The 18,670-nt window shown below is 71.4% G+C and carries 13 protein-coding genes, 2 tRNA genes and 2 pseudogenes; 12 read left to right on the top strand and 5 right to left on the bottom strand.

Annotation, left to right across the window (positions count from 1 at the left end):
* Window positions 1-159: 159 nt before the first annotated feature.
* The gene (locus tag ACQPZO_RS30150; protein WP_433345559.1) at window positions 160-693 is read left to right on the top strand and encodes a YbhB/YbcL family Raf kinase inhibitor-like protein; all 534 of its coding nucleotides are present in this window, start codon (window positions 160-162) and stop codon (window positions 691-693) included.
* Window positions 694-818: 125 nt separating this feature from the next.
* Here the strand turns inward: ACQPZO_RS30150 and ACQPZO_RS30145 are convergent, their stop codons facing one another.
* Complete coding sequence (locus ACQPZO_RS30145; protein WP_433345557.1) at window positions 819-1,529, bottom strand: class I SAM-dependent methyltransferase; 711 nt, start codon at window positions 1,527-1,529, stop codon at window positions 819-821.
* Between the two features lie 211 nt (window positions 1,530-1,740).
* Between ACQPZO_RS30145 and ACQPZO_RS30140 the strand changes: the two genes are divergently transcribed.
* Window positions 1,741-3,591, top strand: a complete 1,851-nt coding sequence (locus tag ACQPZO_RS30140) for a hypothetical protein (RefSeq protein ID WP_433345555.1) — start codon at window positions 1,741-1,743, stop codon at window positions 3,589-3,591.
* Window positions 3,592-3,617: 26 nt separating this feature from the next.
* On the opposite strand, the gene ACQPZO_RS30135 is transcribed toward ACQPZO_RS30140, so the two are convergent.
* Window positions 3,618-4,394: an IucA/IucC family C-terminal-domain containing protein gene (locus ACQPZO_RS30135; RefSeq protein ID WP_433351351.1), complete on the bottom strand. Its 777-nt coding sequence runs from the start codon at window positions 4,392-4,394 to the stop codon at window positions 3,618-3,620.
* Window positions 4,395-4,720: 326 nt separating this feature from the next.
* Between ACQPZO_RS30135 and ACQPZO_RS30130 the strand changes: the two genes are divergently transcribed.
* Window positions 4,721-6,250: a peptide deformylase gene (locus tag ACQPZO_RS30130; protein ID WP_433345553.1), complete on the top strand. Its 1,530-nt coding sequence runs from the start codon at window positions 4,721-4,723 to the stop codon at window positions 6,248-6,250.
* A gap of 188 nt (window positions 6,251-6,438) precedes the next feature.
* Here ACQPZO_RS30130 and ACQPZO_RS30125 read toward each other — a convergent pair whose 3' ends face one another.
* The gene (locus tag ACQPZO_RS30125) at window positions 6,439-7,557 is read right to left on the bottom strand and encodes a globin domain-containing protein (RefSeq protein ID WP_433345551.1); all 1,119 of its coding nucleotides are present in this window, start codon (window positions 7,555-7,557) and stop codon (window positions 6,439-6,441) included.
* 144 nt (window positions 7,558-7,701) lie between these two features.
* Between ACQPZO_RS30125 and ACQPZO_RS30120 the strand changes: the two genes are divergently transcribed.
* Window positions 7,702-8,472 carry a CPBP family intramembrane glutamic endopeptidase gene (locus ACQPZO_RS30120; protein ID WP_433345549.1) on the top strand — a complete coding sequence of 257 codons (771 nt, stop codon included), beginning with the start codon at window positions 7,702-7,704 and terminating at the stop codon, window positions 8,470-8,472.
* Window positions 8,473-8,547: 75 nt separating this feature from the next.
* Here the strand turns inward: ACQPZO_RS30120 and ACQPZO_RS30115 are convergent, their stop codons facing one another.
* Window positions 8,548-9,480 (bottom strand): hypothetical protein, encoded by a 933-nt coding sequence (locus tag ACQPZO_RS30115; protein WP_433345547.1) that lies wholly within the window; start codon window positions 9,478-9,480, stop codon window positions 8,548-8,550.
* 709 nt (window positions 9,481-10,189) lie between these two features.
* On the opposite strand from ACQPZO_RS30115, the gene ACQPZO_RS30110 reads away from it, so the two are divergent.
* Window positions 10,190-10,280: transfer RNA gene (locus ACQPZO_RS30110), tRNA-Ser, on the top strand.
* Between the two features lie 35 nt (window positions 10,281-10,315).
* A tRNA-Arg gene (locus ACQPZO_RS30105) sits at window positions 10,316-10,388 on the top strand.
* A 936-nt stretch (window positions 10,389-11,324) separates the two neighbouring features.
* On the opposite strand, the gene ACQPZO_RS30100 is transcribed toward ACQPZO_RS30105, so the two are convergent.
* Window positions 11,325-11,507 carry a hypothetical protein gene (locus ACQPZO_RS30100; protein WP_433351406.1) on the bottom strand — a complete coding sequence of 61 codons (183 nt, stop codon included), beginning with the start codon at window positions 11,505-11,507 and terminating at the stop codon, window positions 11,325-11,327.
* Here ACQPZO_RS30100 and ACQPZO_RS30095 point away from each other — a divergent pair.
* The 6 genes and pseudogenes from ACQPZO_RS30095 to ACQPZO_RS30070 form a co-directional block, all read left to right on the top strand.
* Window positions 11,469-11,712, top strand: a pseudogene (locus ACQPZO_RS30095) (hypothetical protein); the annotation flags it as partial. The gene ACQPZO_RS30100 and the pseudogene ACQPZO_RS30095 sit on opposite strands and share 39 nt — an antisense overlap.
* Window positions 11,713-11,879: 167 nt before the next feature.
* Complete coding sequence (locus ACQPZO_RS30090; protein ID WP_433345545.1) at window positions 11,880-12,944, top strand: hypothetical protein; 1,065 nt, start codon at window positions 11,880-11,882, stop codon at window positions 12,942-12,944.
* Between the two features lie 618 nt (window positions 12,945-13,562).
* Window positions 13,563-14,741: a methyltransferase, FxLD system gene (gene fxlM / locus ACQPZO_RS30085; RefSeq protein WP_433345544.1), complete on the top strand. Its 1,179-nt coding sequence runs from the start codon at window positions 13,563-13,565 to the stop codon at window positions 14,739-14,741.
* A 56-nt stretch (window positions 14,742-14,797) separates the two neighbouring features.
* Window positions 14,798-14,986: an FxLD family lanthipeptide gene (locus tag ACQPZO_RS30080; RefSeq protein ID WP_101415307.1), complete on the top strand. Its 189-nt coding sequence runs from the start codon at window positions 14,798-14,800 to the stop codon at window positions 14,984-14,986.
* Window positions 14,987-15,103: 117 nt separating this feature from the next.
* Window positions 15,104-18,139, top strand: coding sequence for a lantibiotic dehydratase (locus ACQPZO_RS30075; protein WP_433351349.1), 3,036 nt, complete (start codon window positions 15,104-15,106; stop codon window positions 18,137-18,139).
* Window positions 18,136-18,552: pseudogene (locus tag ACQPZO_RS30070) on the top strand (lanthionine synthetase LanC family protein); the annotation flags it as partial. The gene ACQPZO_RS30075 and the pseudogene ACQPZO_RS30070, both read left to right, overlap by 4 nt.
* Window positions 18,553-18,670 lie beyond the last annotated feature (118 nt).

Raw genomic sequence — 18,670 nt, 5'->3', positions numbered from 1 at the left:
CGTACGCGACAGCAAGGCCCCGCCGGCCCGCCGCGCACGAGGCATGAGCCGACGCGGCCCGTGGCCTGCCGGCGGGTAGATCCGCGCCGGTGGGCGATAGGCGGGACGTCACGGGGTAGGAAGATGCGTAGGAACTCGCCCACCGGAAGGACCGTCCCGATGTCCCTGGAACGACCGATCGCCCCGGACCCGTACGAGCTGCTGCCGACCGTTGCGTCGTTCACCCTGACCAGTGACGACGTGCACAACGGTGAGCCGATGGACGCCCGGCACGCCCACGACAGCGTCGGCGGGGGGAACGTCTCACCCCAGCTCGCCTGGTCGGACTTCCCCGCCGAGACGAAGAGCTTCGTGGTCACCTGCTTCGACCCGGACGCGCCGACCGGCAGCGGCTTCTGGCACTGGGTGCTGGTCGACCTTCCCGCCTCGGTGACCGAGCTGCCCCGGGGCGTCGACGAGGCCGCCCTGGGCGACGCGTCCAGCGTCCGCAACGACTACGGTGCGACCGGGTTCGGCGGCGCCGCCCCGCCGGCCGGCGACCGCCCGCACCGGTACGTCTTCGCCGTGCACGCCGTCGACGTCGAGCGTCTCGACGTGGGTCCGGACGCCACCCCCGCGTACGTCGGCTTCAACCTCGCCTTCCACACCCTGGCCCGCGCGGTCATCCGCCCCACGTACCAGGTCAAGGACTGAGCCACCCGCCCGCGATCTTGCACTTGCGGCCCGCGTTTCGCGGCACATGCCCGGATTGCCCGGGCCCAAGGTGCAAGATCGCGGGGGCGGTCGGGGTGGGTGGGGGTGGTGGGGGTGGGTGGGGGTTAGGCGGGGACGCGGGCTACGGCGAAGACGGACTGGCCGAACGGGGGGCGGACCAGTTGCTCCGCCGCCTTGGTGGCGGGGAGGACGAGGGTGTCGTAGACCTTGACCATCGGGCCCTCCTTCGGCATCAGCCGGAAGACCTTGGTCGCCATGAAGTAGCCGATCAGGCCGAGCGCGTTCGCGTAGTGGATCTTCTCCACGGTCAGGCCGGCCTCGGTCATCGCGGCGGCCAGGGTCTTCTTGGTGTACCGGCGGACGTGGCCGGTGGCGATGTCGGCGGGGCCCATCGCGAACTGGAACGCCGGCACGATGATCACCACGACGCCGCCCGGCCGGACCAGGTCGCGCATGCTGGCCAGCGCGCTCACGTGGTCCTCGATGTGCTCCAGCACGTTGTACGACACGGCGGCGCTGTAGTCCCCGCGCTCGGAGTGCGGCAGCAGCATCTGCCGGACCTCGATGTTCGGCTGCGCGGCGAGGCGCTCCTTCAGGGCGACCAGCCGGTCCGGGTCGGCCTCGGTGGCGGTGAACCGGGGGAAGTGGTCCGCCCACGCCAGGGCGTAGTCACCCAGCCCGCTGCCGATCTCGATCGGGTTGTCACCGAGGTGCGGGACGGCCAGTTCGACGAACCACCTGCGGTGGTTGACCGCCGTCGCGAGGCCTTCCAGCACCTCGGACTGGACACGCTGATCCCCAGTGATTTCTGCCATGCGTCGATTCCTCACGGTGTGACTCGACCTGCCCCGGGACCGACAGAGTGAACCATCCGAAGCGGACGGTGGGGAAATCGGGGCATCGTGGTGGCCGAATTGCGGTCGGGGGTGGGCACGAGATCGGCGGTCGGCGAACCTGGCACATAGTACGCCAGTCCCCAGAAACATGTCACGTCAGTGCCATACCCTGACTACTCTATGAATTGTCATGACTACTCCTCAATCGGACCGCCCCGATGGCGAGCCTGGGGGCGGCGAGGCCGAACCCCCGGTGACGGATGCGTCTGAGGAGGGGGCGGGCAGGGCCGCGGCGTCCCGGCGGGGGCGCTGGACGGACGTCCTCGCCGTGCTCAGCTTCGCGCTGATCGCTTTCTGGGTGACCGCCCGGCTCTGGGTGAACCCGGCGCACGGGGTCCGGGACAACCGATCCGACCAGGCGCTCTTCGAGTGGATGATGGCGCACGGCGCGCGCGTGCTGACCGATTTCGCCTATCCGTTCGGCTCGGACCGGATGAATGTGCCGGACAGCGTCAATCTCATGGCCAACACGTCCGTATTATCCATTTCTCTGCCAATGACGCCGGTCACCGTCCTGTTCGGGCCGCGTATCGCCTTTCTGGTGTTCCTCACCGGCGGCATGATCGCCACCGCGACCGCCTGGTACTTCGTCCTCTCCCGGGTGCTGGTCGGCTCCCGGGGGCCGGCCTGGCTCGGGGCCGGGTTCTGCGCGTTCGCCCCGGCGATGGTCTCGCACGCCAATGCCCATCCCAACATCGTCAGCCAGTTCGTGGTGCCCCTGATCGTCTGGCGCACCCTGCGGCTGCCCGACGGCGGCCGGTGGCTGCGCAACGGCGTGCTGCTCGGGCTGGTGATCGTCTGGCAGGCCTTCATCAACCTGGAGATCCTGCTGATGACCGCCATCGGGCTCGGGGTGGTGGTCGTCGCGCTGGCCCTGGGCCGGCCCGAGCTGCGCCGGCGGGCCCGGCCGTTCCTCGCCGGGCTGGCGGTCGCCGCCGCCCTGGCCGCGGTGCTGTTGGCGTACCCGCTGTACGTGCAGTTCTTCGGCCCCGGCGCGTACGAGGGCCTGTCCGAGCTGATCCGCGGCTACCGCACCGACCTCGCCTCGTTCACCGCGTTCGGCCGGGAGTCGATCGCCGGCGACCCGCGGACCAACCTCAAGCTGGTCAAGAACCCCACCGAGGAGAACGGCTTCTTCGGCTGGCCGCTGGTCATCCTGGTCGGCGCCCTGGTGTGGTGGCTGCGGCGCAGCCCCGTGGTGCTCGGCCTCGCCGCGGTCGGCCTGCTCTTCGCGGTGCTCTCCCTCGGCCGGGAAATCCAGTTCGAGGGCCGGGCGACCGGGATCGCCGGGCCCTGGGCGGCCCTGGAGAACCTGCCGATCCTGCACTCGGTGGTGCCCACCAGGTGGGCGCTGGCGACCGTCCCGATAGTCGGGGTGCTGCTCGCGTTCGGCGCGGAACGGGCCCGCCGGCTGGCCCGGGAGCACCCGGCCGCCCGCCCGCAGATCCGCTTCGCCACCGCCACCATGCTGACCATGGCGCTGCTCCCCGCGTTCCCCACCCCGTTGCCCTCGGTACGCCTCGACCCGGTGCCCGAGTTCGTCACCTCCGGCGCCTGGCGTCCGTATGTGGCCGGCGGGCGCAGCGTGGTGACCCTGCCGCTGCCGGACACCGACTACCCCGATCCGCTGCGCTGGTCGGCGGCGACCCGCCTGGACCTGCCGCTGGCCCGGGGCTACTTCCTCGGGCCGGACACCCGGCCGCGGGCACCCGAGGGGCGGATCGCCCTGTTCACCGCCCCGCCCCGCCCCACCAGCAGCTTCTTCATCACCATCCGGCGCACCGGCCAGGTCCCGCCGGTCACCGCGCCGACCCGGGCGTCCGCGCTGGAGGACCTGCGGTACTGGCGGGCCGGGGTGGTGCTGCTCGGCCCGCACGAGCACGCCGACGCGCTACGCCGGGGGATGACCGAGCTGACCGGCATCCGCCCCACGTACACCGGGGGGGTCTGGGTCTGGGACGTCCGTCCCCTGACGGACTGAGCCCGCCGTCGGCGGACCAGTCCGGGTCAGCGGAGGCAGCAGCCCTGGCAGACCTTCGGCCTGGGCAGGGTGAAGGCCAGGCAGCAGGTGCGACGCTGGACCGTCGGCTCGCCGGCCGGGCCGGGCACCAGCTCGACCAGGTCCGCCAGGTCGAGGGCGTGCAGCAGCGTCTCGACGTGCCGGGTCGCGGGGCCGGGCAGCGCGTCGGCGGCCCGGAGCACGCCGTGCGCGATGCCGGAGGCGACGGAGCCGAGCAGCGTACGGGTGCCGATGCGGACCTCCGCCTGGATGGCGGTGACCATCGGGGCGAGGTGGGCGTCGAGCAGTGAGGCGCGGAGCACGGCCAGCAGTGCGGCCTCGTCGGCGACGACCCGGACCTCCGGCAGCCCTGCCAGGGCCAGGGGGTCGCCGGGGAGCACCGCGACGGTGGTGGACCGGCGCAGCCCGAGGGTGACCAGCGGGCGGTGGTCCTCGAAGTGGATCAGCACGTCGGCCGGGTCGAGCAGCGGCACCCGGCGGGCCGCCGCCCAGCCGAGCACGGCCGGCAGGGCGACCCAGTAGCTGTACGACTTCCAGGCCAGCGCGGCGCAGGCGTGCGGGGTGCCGCCCCAGAGCAGGGCGGCGGCGTGCAGCAGCTCGGGCAGCCGGGTGCCGTCGACCAGGGTGGTGGCCGGGGCCCAGCCGAACCGGTCGTCGGTCACCAGCAGGCCCGGCGCGAGCCCGGGCAGGTCGTCGGTGCCGAACATGGCACGCAGGGTCGCGGTCACCGGGGCGAGGGGCGTCGCGGTCTCCCGCGCGGGCATCACCGCTGTCACCGCATCTCCCCTCGACCGAAGCTCCGAGCCGTGAACTAAGGCTAGCCTAACCAACGCTTCGGGGATAGGGAAAGCCCCGATCTGCGGCGACTGGGAGGCGGTCGTCACCCTGGCGGGCTCCACGGCCTCGGGGGCGGGCCGGGGCGCTACCCGGCCAGGACCGGGGAAAACGCCGGTCGGCCGGGGCGGGCCGGGCCGCCGGAAGCATTGACGTCCATGCGTGAATTGTCAAGCCGAGTGTCGACAAGATGCCAATTCTGTGCGCGTTCACGTACGGAAAGTGAAACTGGTACTCCCCGGCGTTGAGGAAGCTGATGACGACCTCTCCCATCGAGCGGGCCGCCGACTCGTTCGCGGCCGAACTCGCCCGGCAGCGGACCGAGCGGGGGCTGTCCAAGAAGCAACTGGCCTCGCTGATGGGCTTCGACCCCTCCTACGTCAGCCACATCGAGGGACGCCGGCACCGGCCGACCGAGGACTTCGCCCGCCGGGCCGAGGCCGTCTTGGAGGCCAGCGGCGCAATCTGGCAGCGCTTCCGGGAGTACGACGAGCTCCGGCACGGCCGCCCCACCCCGCCCCATCGGGACCACCCCGCCCCCGGCCAGTGGATGCCCCCCGGCACCGGGCTGATCGTGGAGGGCGAACTGGCCACCCTCACCCACACCGACGAGGGCTACCGGTGCGTCATCCGCCGGGAGCTCTACAACGCCGGTACCGAACCGGTGACCCGCTACCTGGTCCGGGTCGCCGTCGACCGGTACCCCAACGACCCCGGCCGGTCGAACCGGCACCACCGGGAACACCCGCTCACCTTCGCCGAGCTGCAACTGCTGTCGTACCGGTACGACGGCGGGGAGCCCGAACCGATGCACTGGCGGGCCAAGCACGACCGGGACGCGTTCAAGGAGATCTGGCTGCTCTTCGAGAACGACGAGGGCCGCTTCCCGCTCTACCCCGGCGAGCGGGTCACCATCGAGTACGCGTACCGGGTGAGCCGGGAGAAGTGGGGCCCCTGGTTCCAGCGCGCCGTACGCCTGCCGACCCGGCACCTGGCGGTCAGGCTCGACCTGCCCACGGACCTGGCTCCCCAGGTATGGGGGGTGGAGACCTCGCTCTCGTCCGAGGAGGGGCCGCTGCGCCGCCCGATCAGCCGGCACGAGCGCGGCGACCGGGCGATCTTCGACTGGGCCACCGAGGACCCGCCGCTAAACGCCCGGTACCGGTTGCAGTGGCGGTTCCGCAGCCGCCCGCCCGAGTCCGACTCCGGCGGGCCGGTCGGCGGCGGCCGGGTCCGGGCCAGCGACCGGATTCGAGGGCTCGGCATCGTGCAGCGCGGCGCGGACCTGCTGCGCCAGCCCAGCCGCCAGTTCGGCCTGCCGGCCGACGAGGTGACCGCCCGCGACGTGGTCGACCGGCTCAGCTCGGCGCTGGTCCGGCTCGACGAGTTGCACCCGTTCAGCAAGGGCGTCGGCATCGCGGCCCCCCAGCTCGGCCTCGCCTGGGCCGCCGCCGTGGTCCGCCCGCCCGACCGGGGCGCCGATCCGGTGATCCTGCTCAACCCCCGGGTGGTCGACTCGTCCCCGGACACCGACGAGCAATACGAGGGCTGCCTCTCCTTCTTCGACCATCGGGGGCTGGTGCCCCGGCCGCTGCGCATCGACGTGGAGCACGCGCAGTGCGACGGCGGCCGGATGATCACCTCGTTCGAGTTCGCCATGGCCCGGCTCGTCGCGCACGAGATCGACCACCTGGAGGGCCGGCTGTACGTCGACCGGATGACGCCCGGCGTGCCGCTGGTGCCGGTGGAGGAGTACCGCGAGACCGGCAACCCCTGGCGGTACTGAGAGACGAGCGAGGGGGCGGACCGGGTCGCGTGCCCCAGGGGGCGGAGGCACGCGACCCGGTCCTCTTCGGGGGGAGGAAGGTCTTCGTCCGGGCGTCCCGGCGTCCCGGCGTCCAGGCATCCGGGCATCCGGGCGTCCCGGCGTATTCGGCGTCCCGGCGCGTTCGCCGGACGCCGTACGGCGTCGTGCTACAGCTCGCCGAAGGTGTCGTACCGGATGTTCGGCGGCGGCACGTCGTCCCCGGCGAGCGCCCGCAGGGTCGCCCGGACCATCCGGGCCGAGCCCGAGACGTAGCAGTCGTGGGCGGTCCACGGGCCGTACCGGGCCACCACCTCCGAGATGTCGCCCCGCTCCCCATCGAAGTCCGGCTCCGCGCTGCACGCCGGAGTGACCGAGAGCCAGGGGTGGGCGGCCACCAGCTCCCGCAGCCCGTCCAGCGCGTACAGGTCGTCGGCGTGCCGGGCGCCGTAGAAAACGTGCACCCAGCGGGTCCGGTTCCAGCCGGTCAGGTCCTCGACCAGCGCCTTGACCGGGGCCACCCCGACCCCGCCGGCGATGCACAGGATGTCCCGCTCCGAGGAGCGGTCCAGGGTCATCGACCCCATCGGCGCGGCGACGCGGAGCAGGTCCCCCGGCCTCGTACGGCGCACCAGCGCCCCGGACACCCAGCCCGCCCCCGACGGCGTCCGGACGTGGAACTCCAGGACGTTGTCGTCGTTCGGGGCGTTCGCCACCGAGTACGTCCGCCACACCCGGGGCAGGTGCCGGGGGACCTCGACGCTGACGTACTGGCCGGCCCGCCAGGGCAGCGGATGCTGGAGGGCGCGGACGGTCAGGACCGCCGTGTCCGGGCCGTGCCGCTCGTGGGTCAGCACCTCGGCGTGCCAGTACGGCGGATTCTCGTCCGTCGCCGCCCCGGCCAGCATCTTCTCGACGATCGCCGCGTACGCGTCCCGCCACGCCTGGTCGTACTCCAGGTTCCAGCCGTCCCCGGCGGTGCTGCGCAGCGCGTCCAGCAGGGCGACGCCCATGGTCTCGTAGTGCGCCGAGTCGACGTGGTACTTCCGATGGTCCCGGCCCAGCGAGCGCAGGTACTCGTCGAAGCTCTCCGGGTCGTCCACCACCTGGGTCGCCGTGACGATCGCGTCCAGGATGCGGTCACCCTGGCCGGTCATCGCCGCCGGAAAGAGCGGGCGCAGCGCGGGGTCGAGGAGGAAGAGCCGGGCGTAGAAATGACCGCTCAACCGGCCCCGGTCCTCCTCGACCAGGGTCCAGCTCTCCTTCAGCAGCTGCGCGACGTTGTCCAAGACGCTCCTCCTCCTGACCGGCGGATCGGGCCCCCATAGAATGTCCACGGAGCGTGTGCACCGGTCGCACAGAATGTGCGATCTCCTCATGCCGCCCCTCGGCCCGTTGTTCCGCCGGCCGTCGGAGTCGGGCACAGTGGGACGGTGACCGTTGAGCTCAACCGGCCGGCGTCCCGCCGGGTCCTCGGCACGGAGACGCTGCTGGTGCTCGGGCTCTCGCTCGGGCAGTCGGCGGTCTACGCGCTCGTGTCGATCATCGCGAAGCTGACCGCCGACGGGCCGCTGTCGAAGCAGACCGCCGCGCTGAACACCTCCCAGTCGGCCCGCCCCTGGCTCGACCTGACGTACCAGCTCCTCGGCATCGTCTTCGCGCTGCTGCCGGTGCTGCTCGCCGTACACCTGCTGGCGCGCGACCCCGGCGACCCCGTCCGTACCCTCGGGGTGGACCTGCGCCGGCCCGGCTCCGACCTGGCCCGGGGCGCGGGCCTGGCGGCGCTCATCGGCCTGCCCGGCCTGGCGCTGTTCTGGGCCGCCGCGCAGCTCGGCGTCAACGCCACCCTGGTTCCGGCCGGCCTGCCGGAGGTCTGGTGGGCGGTCCCGGTGCTGATCCTCGCCGCCGTGCAGAACGCCGTGCTGGAGGAGGTGATCGTGGTCGGCTACCTGGTCACCCGGCTGCGCCAGCTCCGGTGGCGGCTCGGCGCGGTGATCGCCGCGAGCGCCGTCCTGCGCGGCTCCTACCACCTCTACCAGGGCTTCGGCGCATTCCTCGGCAACGCCGTGATGGGCGTCGTGTTCTCCTTCTTCTACCTGCGCACCAAGCGGGTGCTGCCGCTGATCATCGCGCACACCCTGCTCGACGTGGTCGCCTTCGTCGGCTACGCCCTCCTGCCGAGATCCTGGTTCGACTGGCTCTGACGGGCCGCCCCGCAAGCGACGCCCGCGCCACGCGTCGATCCCGCTCCGCCCCGCCCATCCCGGTGGGCGCTGCCGTCAGCGGGCGCGCGGTGGCCGGTAGGCGGCGACCGCCCGGGCGGCCAGCCGCTCGGCGGCGGCCGAGCCGCCCACCGCGGCGGCCAGCACCGCCGCGCCCGGCACCAGCCGGGACGCCACCCGCAGCCCCAGCCACCCCCCGGCCTGCACGGCCAGCGGCGCGGCCAACCGCCAGGCAGCCTCTGCCACCCGGGGCCACGGCTGCTCGACCGGGTCGGTCGCCGCCTCTGCCGCCGCCAACGCCACCCGGGCGCTCTCCGCGTCCGGATGTGCTCGGGTCAGCACCAGCAGCTCCACCGCCCGTTCCGGGTCGGCCGGATCCCGGCCGTACGCCGCCGCCAGGTGCAGCACCAGGTTGGCCTGCGTCCAGAGCACCGCCGCCAGCTCCGCGACCGGCGCGAACAGGCCAGCGAGCGCCGCCGTCGCCCCGCCCGCCGCCGCCAGCCGGACGAACCGCCGGGTCGCGAGCCGGGCCAGCCCGTCCGCCGTCGCGTCGGGGTAGACGTTCCGGAGCGACGCCGCCCAGTCGCGCGCCCCCGGCCCCAGCGCCTGGACCGCCGCCAGGGCCAGCAGCTCCGGTGCGAAGCCCGGGTGGTCGAGCACCCGCAGGGCCGTCGCCCGCAGGCCATCCACGTCGGTACGCGCCGACACCGCCCCCGGCGCCCGGCCAACCGCCCCGGCGTCGGCCTCGATGCCTGCGGCCTCCGGAGAAGCCATCGCCGGCGCAACCGTCTCGGGCGCAACCTTCGCGGGGGTCGCAGCCTCCGGGGTTGCAGCCTCCGGGGTGGCTGGCTCCGCTGGGGCGGTGGTCTTTCTCCGGGCGGCGGCCTTCTTCGGCTGGGCGACGCCGGTGGTCTCCTTCAGGGTGGCGGTCTTCCTCGGCGCGGCGGCGCTCTCCGGCGCGGCGGTCCCGCCGGCCGTGGTCGGATTCACGCCCTCCTCGGTCGGGGCCGCCCTGGCGGCCTCCTTGGCCGCAGATGCCTTCCGAGCGGGGGCCTTCCGGGTGGCCCGCGCACCGAGGGCCGAGCCGACGGCGGTGACGCCCGTCTCACGAGCCTCGGGAGGGGCGTTGCGCGGGGCGGCCGGTTCCGGCTCGGCCGCCGGGCGCGGTGAATCGTCGGCGCCGCTTTGCGCCTGAACACCTCGGCTGGCCGTACCCGCCGGCGGCTGAGGCGGTTCGACCACGTCGGCGGCCGGGACCGGCCGGTCCGCGGTGGACCTGGGGGCCGGAAGCGGCGGAGCCGGTCGGTCGGGATCGGGCGGTTGGAAGAGCACGGTGGGGGCCGCCACCCGGGCCCGGCGCGGATGTGACCTCGTCACGTCAGGAGGCGGGGCGTCTGCGGGGGCCACAGCGGGATCGGGAGGGACAGGCGGCGTGAATGTCGCGCGCGGAGGACGGCGTCGCCGCGCGCCCTCACCAGGCTCGCGGCGGGGCGGGTCGCTTGGCGGCTGCTCCTCCATGTCGATGGATCGTAGCCCTGATCCGGGCACCGCACAGCAGGAAAACGCCTGGATGGGAAGCGGTCGACCACCGAGGTCCGGGCGGTCCTCCCCAGGTGCCTCCGCCCGGGCTCCGGTAGTCGCTTTGCTCCGGACGGGTGCGGGCCTGTATTCTCGGGCGCGGTGGTCTGCGGGCCACCGAGGAGACTTCGCCTAGTCTGGTCTATGGCGCCGCACTGCTAATGCGGTTGGGGTCTTAAAGCCCCTCCCGGGTTCGAATCCCGGAGTCTCCGCGCGAAAGCCGGTGTGTAGACTGGTCGAGCAGCAAGCGCCCGTAGCTCAACGGATAGAGCATCTGACTACGGATCAGAAGGTTAGGGGTTCGAGTCCCTTCGGGCGCACTTCACGATCAAGGCCGTGACCAGCGGAAACGCTGATCACGGCCTTGATCGCTTCCGCGTCTTGGGACAGATTTTCCCAAGGCTTGGAATCTGGTGCTCCGATGGTGCTCCGTAGTCGCTGTGCTGTTTCGGCGGGGTCCGTACTGACCAGTGCGTTTGCGTGTCGCGTGGTCTGGATCATGGCCCGGCTGTCGGTGCGTCAGCGCGTGGCCGTTGTCCATCGTGGTCACTGTTGTGGATCTTTTTGCGAGGTGGGTGCTCGGCGGTCGGTCGCCGTTGACCTGGGCTGGCGCAGGTGACGAGCGGGGCTACCCGTTGGCCCAGCGAGCAACGACTGGTGACGGGCGACAGGTCCACGGATCTGACTTGCGCTCTACTCGTCGCCCGGCCAACCGACCAGCGCCACGATCCTCAGGGGCGGGCCGCGCTCTCGTTGCTCGGCACCTGATCGGGCGGGCACCCTTTGCGTGCGTTCGGCTCCCGCCCAGGGTCTGGGCAGGTATCTGTCCCTGCGGTGCAACGGGTGCCGTGCGGCCGGTCGGCGTGGCGATCCGGAACGGCGGGCGACGCTGAGCGCTCATGCCGGTGAGCGGGTGCCTCGCCGTCGGCGCGGCGTGGACGTCTGCTGTTCCTAGCGGATCCAGTTCCGCAACGCCTCATGATGCATCGAAGCTGGCGGGCCAATTGGCGGATCACGGGCTTCGGGTCCGACTCCCGATACAAACGCACTGCACGTTCACGCAGCCTCGTCGGGTACTTCTGCCGTGCTGCCACGGATGATTCCCTTCAGCTCCATTCTGCCGGACTGGTTGACGTCCCCGGTCGAGCCGGCTGAAGTCCGAACCGTCCGCGGTGCGGATCTCTGCGGCCTGAGCGGTCCATCCACGATTTTGGTGGCTGTCGCTGAGTGCATCGGGGGCGGGCGGGACACCATGATCAGGCGACGAAACAGTTCCATGGTTCGGCTACCCGGACACCGCGGTCGACCATGCCGTCGAGCAGATTGCTGGCATGGCTGTTGCGGCGGGCTACACGGACATCGCGGTGGGTCTGGCTCGGGTACCCGAGGTGAAAGGGCAGGCCGCCACCACGATCGAGGCCTGGTGGCCGCAGGTTCACGCGTTCCTGTATATCGGCATCACCAACTCAGGCTCAAAAGGCACCACCCGCGAGATTAAACGATCGCCCGCGACGCCTGCGGCTTTCGCAACCCGGAGAGCAGCGCCTACGCGCCCGCACCGCCACCATCCGGCGCCACCGCGGACACCTTAACCCCGCTGAACTTCGAAGAGCCGTCAAACGTCGAGGCGGCCAGGAACCATGACGGGACGGGTCGGAGGCCGGGTGGTAGTCGGATGCGGGGCCGTGAATGTTCGAGGTGGATGATGTCAGGATGACGGGGGACCAGGACCGACCGGCGCGGGGCGACATCATCGAGATTGGCGGCTCGATCCGCGAGGGCGCCGCCCCCCGCTGGCGGCGGTGGCCGAAGTGGCTGCCGTTGGTGCTGGCCGCCGGGTCGGGTTGGCCGTGTACGCGCGTACCGGGGCCGACCGGGTTCCGCCCCCGGCGAGCCGGTCGCCGTCGCCGCTGGTCGCGTCGTCGGCGCCCGAGGCCACCGCCCCGGCCACCCCGGGGCTAGCCACGACCGGAGCGCCACCGGCGGTCACTGAGGTCGGCCGGCCCTTGCTCGGGATCACCGGCGGTTGGCAGTTGTACGGCCGGGGGCCGGACGCAGTGGTCCGGATCGAGTTCGCGCGGGGCCGGGTGAGCATCACCCCGGTGCGGGCGCTGCGGAGCACCGGCCCGGTCAGCTTCCTACTCTCCCCGGACGGGGTGGTCATCCGTCCCGTCGACGCGGTGGAGGGCTATCGGGTGCCCGACGGCCGGCCGTCGACGGAGACGACCAACGACCTTGACCGATCCGGGGCGATGCTGCCCGGGCCGGATCCGGAGTCGGTGTGGGTGTCCGACGGTGACGGCGTGCGGCCCAGGATGCTGCTGGCCCGGTTCGACGGCAGGGCCACCGGTGTGGAGATCGTCCTGCCCGCGGGGGTCAGCAGCTTCGCCCAGCCGGACGGGGCCGGTTATCCGGCGATCACCGCGACCGGCGGGGTCTACACCATCCGTCCCGACGGGGTGCGCCGGATCACCATGGGTGACCTGGTGGCCGTCGGCCCGCGCCACTGGCTGGCCCGGGAGTGCGACGAGCGTCTGCGGTGCGCGGGCGTGCTGATCTCACACCCCGGCGGTGCCCGGCGGGCGGTCCCGCTGCCGGCCGAGATCACCGCCTTCGACCGGGGGGCGATCTCCGGTGACGGTCGGATGGCCGCCCTGGTGGCCATGAACGCGACCGGCGCGCCCCGGGTCCATTTGTTGGATCTGGGCTCGGGTGTCGTTCGTGTGCTGGGCCTGCCGGTGGAGCCAGTCCGGGGTCCGTGGTCTGGTCCCCGGACGGCAAGTGGCTGTTCGTCACCGGACTGGACGGGCAACTCGCCGCCGTCGACGCGGCGACCGGCCGGTCGCGGGATCTCGGCGTCCGGCTGCCGCAGGTGAGCCAGCTCGTGGTCCGGCCAGCCGCCGGGTAGTCCGGTCGGTGTCCGAACCGGTCGGCGGGACAGGGTAGGCCAATCGGTGCGCTCACCCGCGTCAGCCTCGGCCTGACGGATCCAGTTCCTGAGCGCCTCGTGAACGCCGAGTTGCTCGGCCAAGCGCGGATCACCGGCTTCGGGTCCGACGCTCGGTACAAGCGCACAGCGCGCTGACGTAGCTCGTCGGGGTACTTCTTCGGTGCTGCCACGGACGACTTCCTCCCCACGGCCATCAGATTGTGATCAAGAAGCTCCATCAAAGCGGGGGTGGCTCAACGCAAGGTCGGACAACAAGTCGGCATTCCCAGCCTCCACCGGCTCGGGAGATCCTTGGCGCACAAGGCGATTGCGCTGGACTTCAGCTTCTCCGGCTTCTCTCCACGAGCCGGTGATGATTGCCCGGAGCTGTGCCTCCCACCGCAGGAAAGCGAGCACAGATCAGCCCTGCATTGCGCGCTACCTGCACCCGGCACCCTGTCACGGCCAGATGGCACGAGAAACCCAGAGATTGGAGCGCCGAGTGACGCACGCGGCTGACAGGTCGGATTCCTCGGATCGAGTCGGGCAGATTCGAGATGCCCTCGTGGAACGGCTCATCGCTGACGACATGATCACCTCCTCAGCCGTGGAGGCGGCGTTCCGGACGGTACCGCGGCACGCGTTCGTGCCTGCGGGCACACCACTCGAGGTCGTCTACGACGTCGACCAGTCGGTAATCACGAAGACCGATGAGCACGGGGTCCACCTGTCTTCGGTCAGCGCCGCGTACATCCAGGCCCGCATGATCGAGCAAGCCGGCGTCGGACCCGGAATGCGGGTCCTAGAGATCGGTTCGGGTGGTTACAACGCGGCGCTGCTGGCTGAGGTGGTCGGTGTGGACAGCCAGGTCGTCAGCGTGGACATCGACGCCGAGATTACGGACCGGGCCAGGGTCCTGCTGCGCGAGACGGGCTATGACCGCCGGGTACGGGTGTTGCAGGCCGACGCGGTGCACGGCATGCCCGGTGAGGGTGTGTTCGACCGGATCCTCGTCACGGTCGGCGCGTGGGACATCTGTCCCGCCTGGCTGGATCACCTCGCACCGGACGGGGTGATCGTGGTGCCGTTGCGGATGAACGGCGTGACCCGGACGATCGCATTCCGCCGCAACGGCGACCACTTGACCAGTACCTCGAGTGAGGTGGCGGGATTCGTGCCCCTGCAGGGCGACGGTGCGCGGCCCGAGCGGATCTTCCGGCTGCCCGACCGGCAGGGCCAGTTTGTCAGCTTGCGTTTCGACGTCGGCGCTCCGGACGACGTCCGTCAGCTGGATGGTGTGCTGGACACCGAACGCACCGAGGTCTGGTCGGGAGTCACGATCGGCCTCAGCGAGTCCTTCGCGGATCTTCACCTGTGGCTGGCCGGGTTCCTGCCCGGCTTCTGCCTGCTCGCGGCGGACGACGGTACCGAGCTGGCTGCCGAGCGTCGCTGGTTTCCGTTCGGTGTCGTGCGCGGTGACTCGTTCGCCTACCTGGCCTGGCGTCCGACCGACGAGGGCTCGAGGGCCGAGCTCGGGGCTCGCGCCTTCGGGGCGCACGGCAAGGACTCCGCAGCGGCCATGTCGGAGCAGATTCAGGCCTGGTATCAGCGGGCCCGCCGCGGGCCGGCGCCGACGTTCGCCTACTGGCCGGCCGGTACCAGCGCCGGCGCGGTGCCGGACAACGTAGCGGTGCTGAAGAAGACGCACGGCCTGCTCATGATCTCCTGGCCGGTGGCAAGCTAGCCGCCCTCGGCCGGGTGAACCACCCCTGTTCGACCTACCCGAGGAGCGTGAAGACCATGGCCCCGCTGCTGGAACTCGAGCGCACGGACGCCGCCACCGCAACCACCGAGGACGACTTCGTGCTCGACATGCGGGTCGTGGAGTCCACGACCCCGCTGGTGATCATGATGTGCAGCACCAGCGACGGCTGCGGCAGCAGCTGCAGCACGAGTGCCTGCGCGACCAAGTCCAGCGACCCCGTCTGATTCGGGCTTCATCCTGACGATGCCGTCGGCGCCCAGTGCGGGCGCCGACGGCGGCCATGCGGTTGAGGAGGCCTCGTCGTGCCAGTCCCGCCTGTCTTCCAGCGTGCCGGTGTGGTCATGGTGCGCGCCACGACGGATCCCGGCGATTTCGATGTGCCTTCTCAGCTGGACCTAGCCGATGATGCCCTCATGCTGCATGACGGCATGGCGTGGCTGATGAAGACGTGGGCGCGTTCTGACGTCCGCGACGCGCTCAGTCTGGCGAGTCCCACGCTGGCGGCGCAGCTCGACCGAATCACCGAGCGTCCCGACACGGCGCCGGTCAAGGCCGTTCGCCGGGCGGTCATCTCCGTCGCCGGATATCTGCTGCGGTGGCAGCGCCGCGCTACACCTTTCGGTTTATTCGCCGGCGTCACGATGGCCGCCGAAGGAGCGGGCAGCGTGGCGGTGGGACGACGGCACCGCGTGATCGCGCGCGTCGACAGCGAGTGGCTCACGGCCGTGATCGGCCGGCTGGAGGAGTACCCGCTCCTGCGACGTCAGCTGCACCTTGTTGCCGACAACACCGGCGTCGTTCGTGACGGCCGGTTCATCACCGCCCGCCGCGCCGACCCGGGCAGCGGCAAGGCGCTTCCGCTGCGCGACGCGTCCGTGCGCTACACGGCACCGGTGAAAGCCGCGCTCGCCGTCGCCGCCATTCCCGTCCGGTACGACGACCTTGCCGTCGAACTGGCCGAACAGTTCCCGGCTGCCCGACCTGGACAGATCACCACGGTCCTGGACAATCTGCTGTTGCAGGGTGCCCTCATCAGTGCACTGCGCCCACCGATGACGACCCTCGACGGCCTCACCCACGTGATCGATACGGTGACCGCCGCAGGCGGCGAACAGTTCACTGACGTCGCCCCGCTGCTGCGGGACCTTGAAAAGGTGCGGGAGCTGATCGACCAACACAACGCCATCGACGATCCGGTGCAGGCAGCCGCGATCCGCGCATCGGTCATGCAACGGATGCGCGAGGTCGTTCCCGGCAGCCAGGATGTGCTGGCCGTCGACGTACGGCTCGACGCCCAGATCCGCCTCCCACAGCAGGTGTTGGCCGAAGCAGTCGAGGCCGCGAACGTCCTGCTGCGGGTCAGCACGAAGCCATTTGGGTCGACCGCCTGGCAGGACTACCGGTCCCGGTTCCGAGCCCGCTATGGCCAGGGCGCACTCGTGCCAGTGCGGGACCTGGTCGCCGACTCCGGGCTCGGCTATCCCACCGGCTACCTCGGTGCGCCCCGCGCGCACCCCAGCTGGCGTGCCATCAACGAGCGTGACGCGGCGTTCCTGGCCCTGGTGCAACGGGCCGCGCTCGACGGACGCGACGAGATCAGCCTGACCGATGCGGATGTCGAGGCGCTAACCGTGGGCGAACCGGCAGACGTGATACCGCCGGCACGCATCGAACTCGGCGTGGCGGTCCACGCCGCGTCGATTGAGGCCCTCGACAGAGGCGAATTTCGGCTGCGCTTCGCTGCGGCGCCGGGCATGCCGACGAGCATGGCGGGCCGCTTCATCCACCTCTTCGACAAGCACCAGCAGGCTCAGATGGCTGCCGCCTGCGCCCCGAGTTCGCCGAGCGGCGACGCGGTGGCGGTGCAGCTGTCGTTCCCGCCGCGGCGCCCGCACAACGAGAACGTCACCCGGGTCCCCCAGCTCCTGCCCGACGTCCTCGCGCTCGCCGAACACCCCACCGGCAATCCGATCCGCCTCGATGACCTGGCCGTCACCGCCGACGCCGACCAGATGTACCTGGTGCAGATCTCCACCGGCCGCCGGGTCATCCCCAACATTCCGCACGCACTCGACACCATCGTGCAAAGTCCCCCGCTGGCACGCTTCCTCGCTGAGGTCGCCGACGCGCGCACCGCGGTGTTTGGCCCGCTCGACGTCGGTGCAGCCCGCACCCTGCCGTACCTGCCGCGCGTCCGGTATCGCCGCACGATTCTCGCTGCCGCACGATGGCTGCTCACTACCAATGACCTGCCGTCCCGAGCCGGTCAGGGTTGGGAGTCCGCGCTGCAGGCGTGGCAGCGGCAGTGGCGTGTCCCGGCCCGTGTCGTGCTCTGTCACGGGGAGTTTCGCCAGCCCTTGAATCTCGACCACCGCCTGGACCGGGCACTGCTGCGTAGGCGTCTGGCCCAGGCCGGACGGGTGGAGCTGCAGGAGGACGCCCAGCCCGAGGACCATGGGTGGATCGGCCGTGCCGCCGAGCTGCTGATTCCGATGCTTGCGACCGCGCCACCGCGCCGGCCGCTTCCTCACCTCGCACCGCCCGGTCGGCTTCAGGTGCCCGGCAACACGGCCGTGGTGCAGGCTCGTCTGGCCGGCAGCCCGGCCCGCTTCGACGACATCATCCGGCACCTCCCGCCGCTCACCGCTTCACTGCGCGGCGAGGTACGCCGGTGGTGGATTCGGCGCCAGCGCGACCTGGTTCGGATGGACGCCGACCAGCACCTCATCCTCGTGCTCCGGCTGACCGAGCCCGAGCACCACGCGGCCGTCACCGCAGCCCTGGCCGCGTTCGCCACCGAGCTCACAGCCCGTGGCTTGCCTAACCAGTTGTCACTCGTGCCGTACCAGGACCATCCCGGCCGCTACGGCTACGACGAGGCGCTCACTGCCGCCGAGGACGTGTTCTGCACCGACACCGCCTGCGTCATCGCCCAGATGGCAACCGCCGACGACCTGGGCGTCGCGGCGCAGGCGCTGGCCGCCGCGTCCATGGCCCGGATCGCCGCCGCGTTCGCCACCGACGAAAGCTCGGGAAATCAGGCCCTGCTGCGGTGCCTGCCGCAGCAGCCCGGGGCGTTGGACCGCACGCTGTGCGAGCAAACGCTACAACTGGTCGACCTCTCTATCGACGCGCGGCAGCCAAAGCCACGCACCGCTGCGGAGGCGCTCGTCGACGCGTGGCTGGCTCGCGACACCGCCCTACGCCGCTACTTCCGCACCGTCGCCGTTCAACGCGACCCGGTTGGTCTCCTGCCGACCTTGCTGCGCGACCACCATATCCGTGCGCTCGGCGTCGATCCCACCTTCGAACAGAGCACCAACCGCCTGGCCCGCGCCGCCGCGCTGCGCGCTCTCGCCCGGATCGGCCAGCGATGATCGGGCCACCGATCAGCCGTACAACCAGTGTCGGTGCCGAACCACCGAAGATGGGCGGCCCGGATGCCGTCCGCCAGTCGCTGGCCACCGGCACGGCAGGGATCGCTCTGCTACACCTCGAACGCGCCCTCACCGGTACCGCATCCTGGCCAGACGCGCATGCGCAGACCCGGGCAGCGGCCACCGGGGCGCTCGACGGCGGCCAGCACGCCGGCTTGTACTACGGCACCCCAGCCATCGCATTCCTCCTGCACTGCGCCGCCAAGGCCGACCACCGCTACGAAACAGCCGCAGCGACCCTCGACCAACACGTCACCCGGCTTACCCATCGTCGCCTCACCGCCGCCACCGCCCGAATGCAGCACGGCGGCGCGGCCTCGCTCGCCGAGTACGACCTCTTCTACGGCCTCACCGGCATCGGCGCACTACTGATGCAGCGCATGCCCACCAGCGACACTTTCGCTGATCTGCTGCGATACCTGACTGTGCTGATCCGCCCGCGGAAGCAAGACGGCCTCCTGCTGCCCGGCT

It is taken from the genome of Micromonospora sp. CA-111912, assembly GCF_050948415.1.
In the GTDB taxonomy this organism is placed as follows: Bacteria; Actinomycetota; Actinomycetes; order Mycobacteriales; family Micromonosporaceae; genus Micromonospora.
Note: the sequence above shows the minus strand (reverse complement) of the source record. Positions and strands in the feature narration are given on the sequence as shown.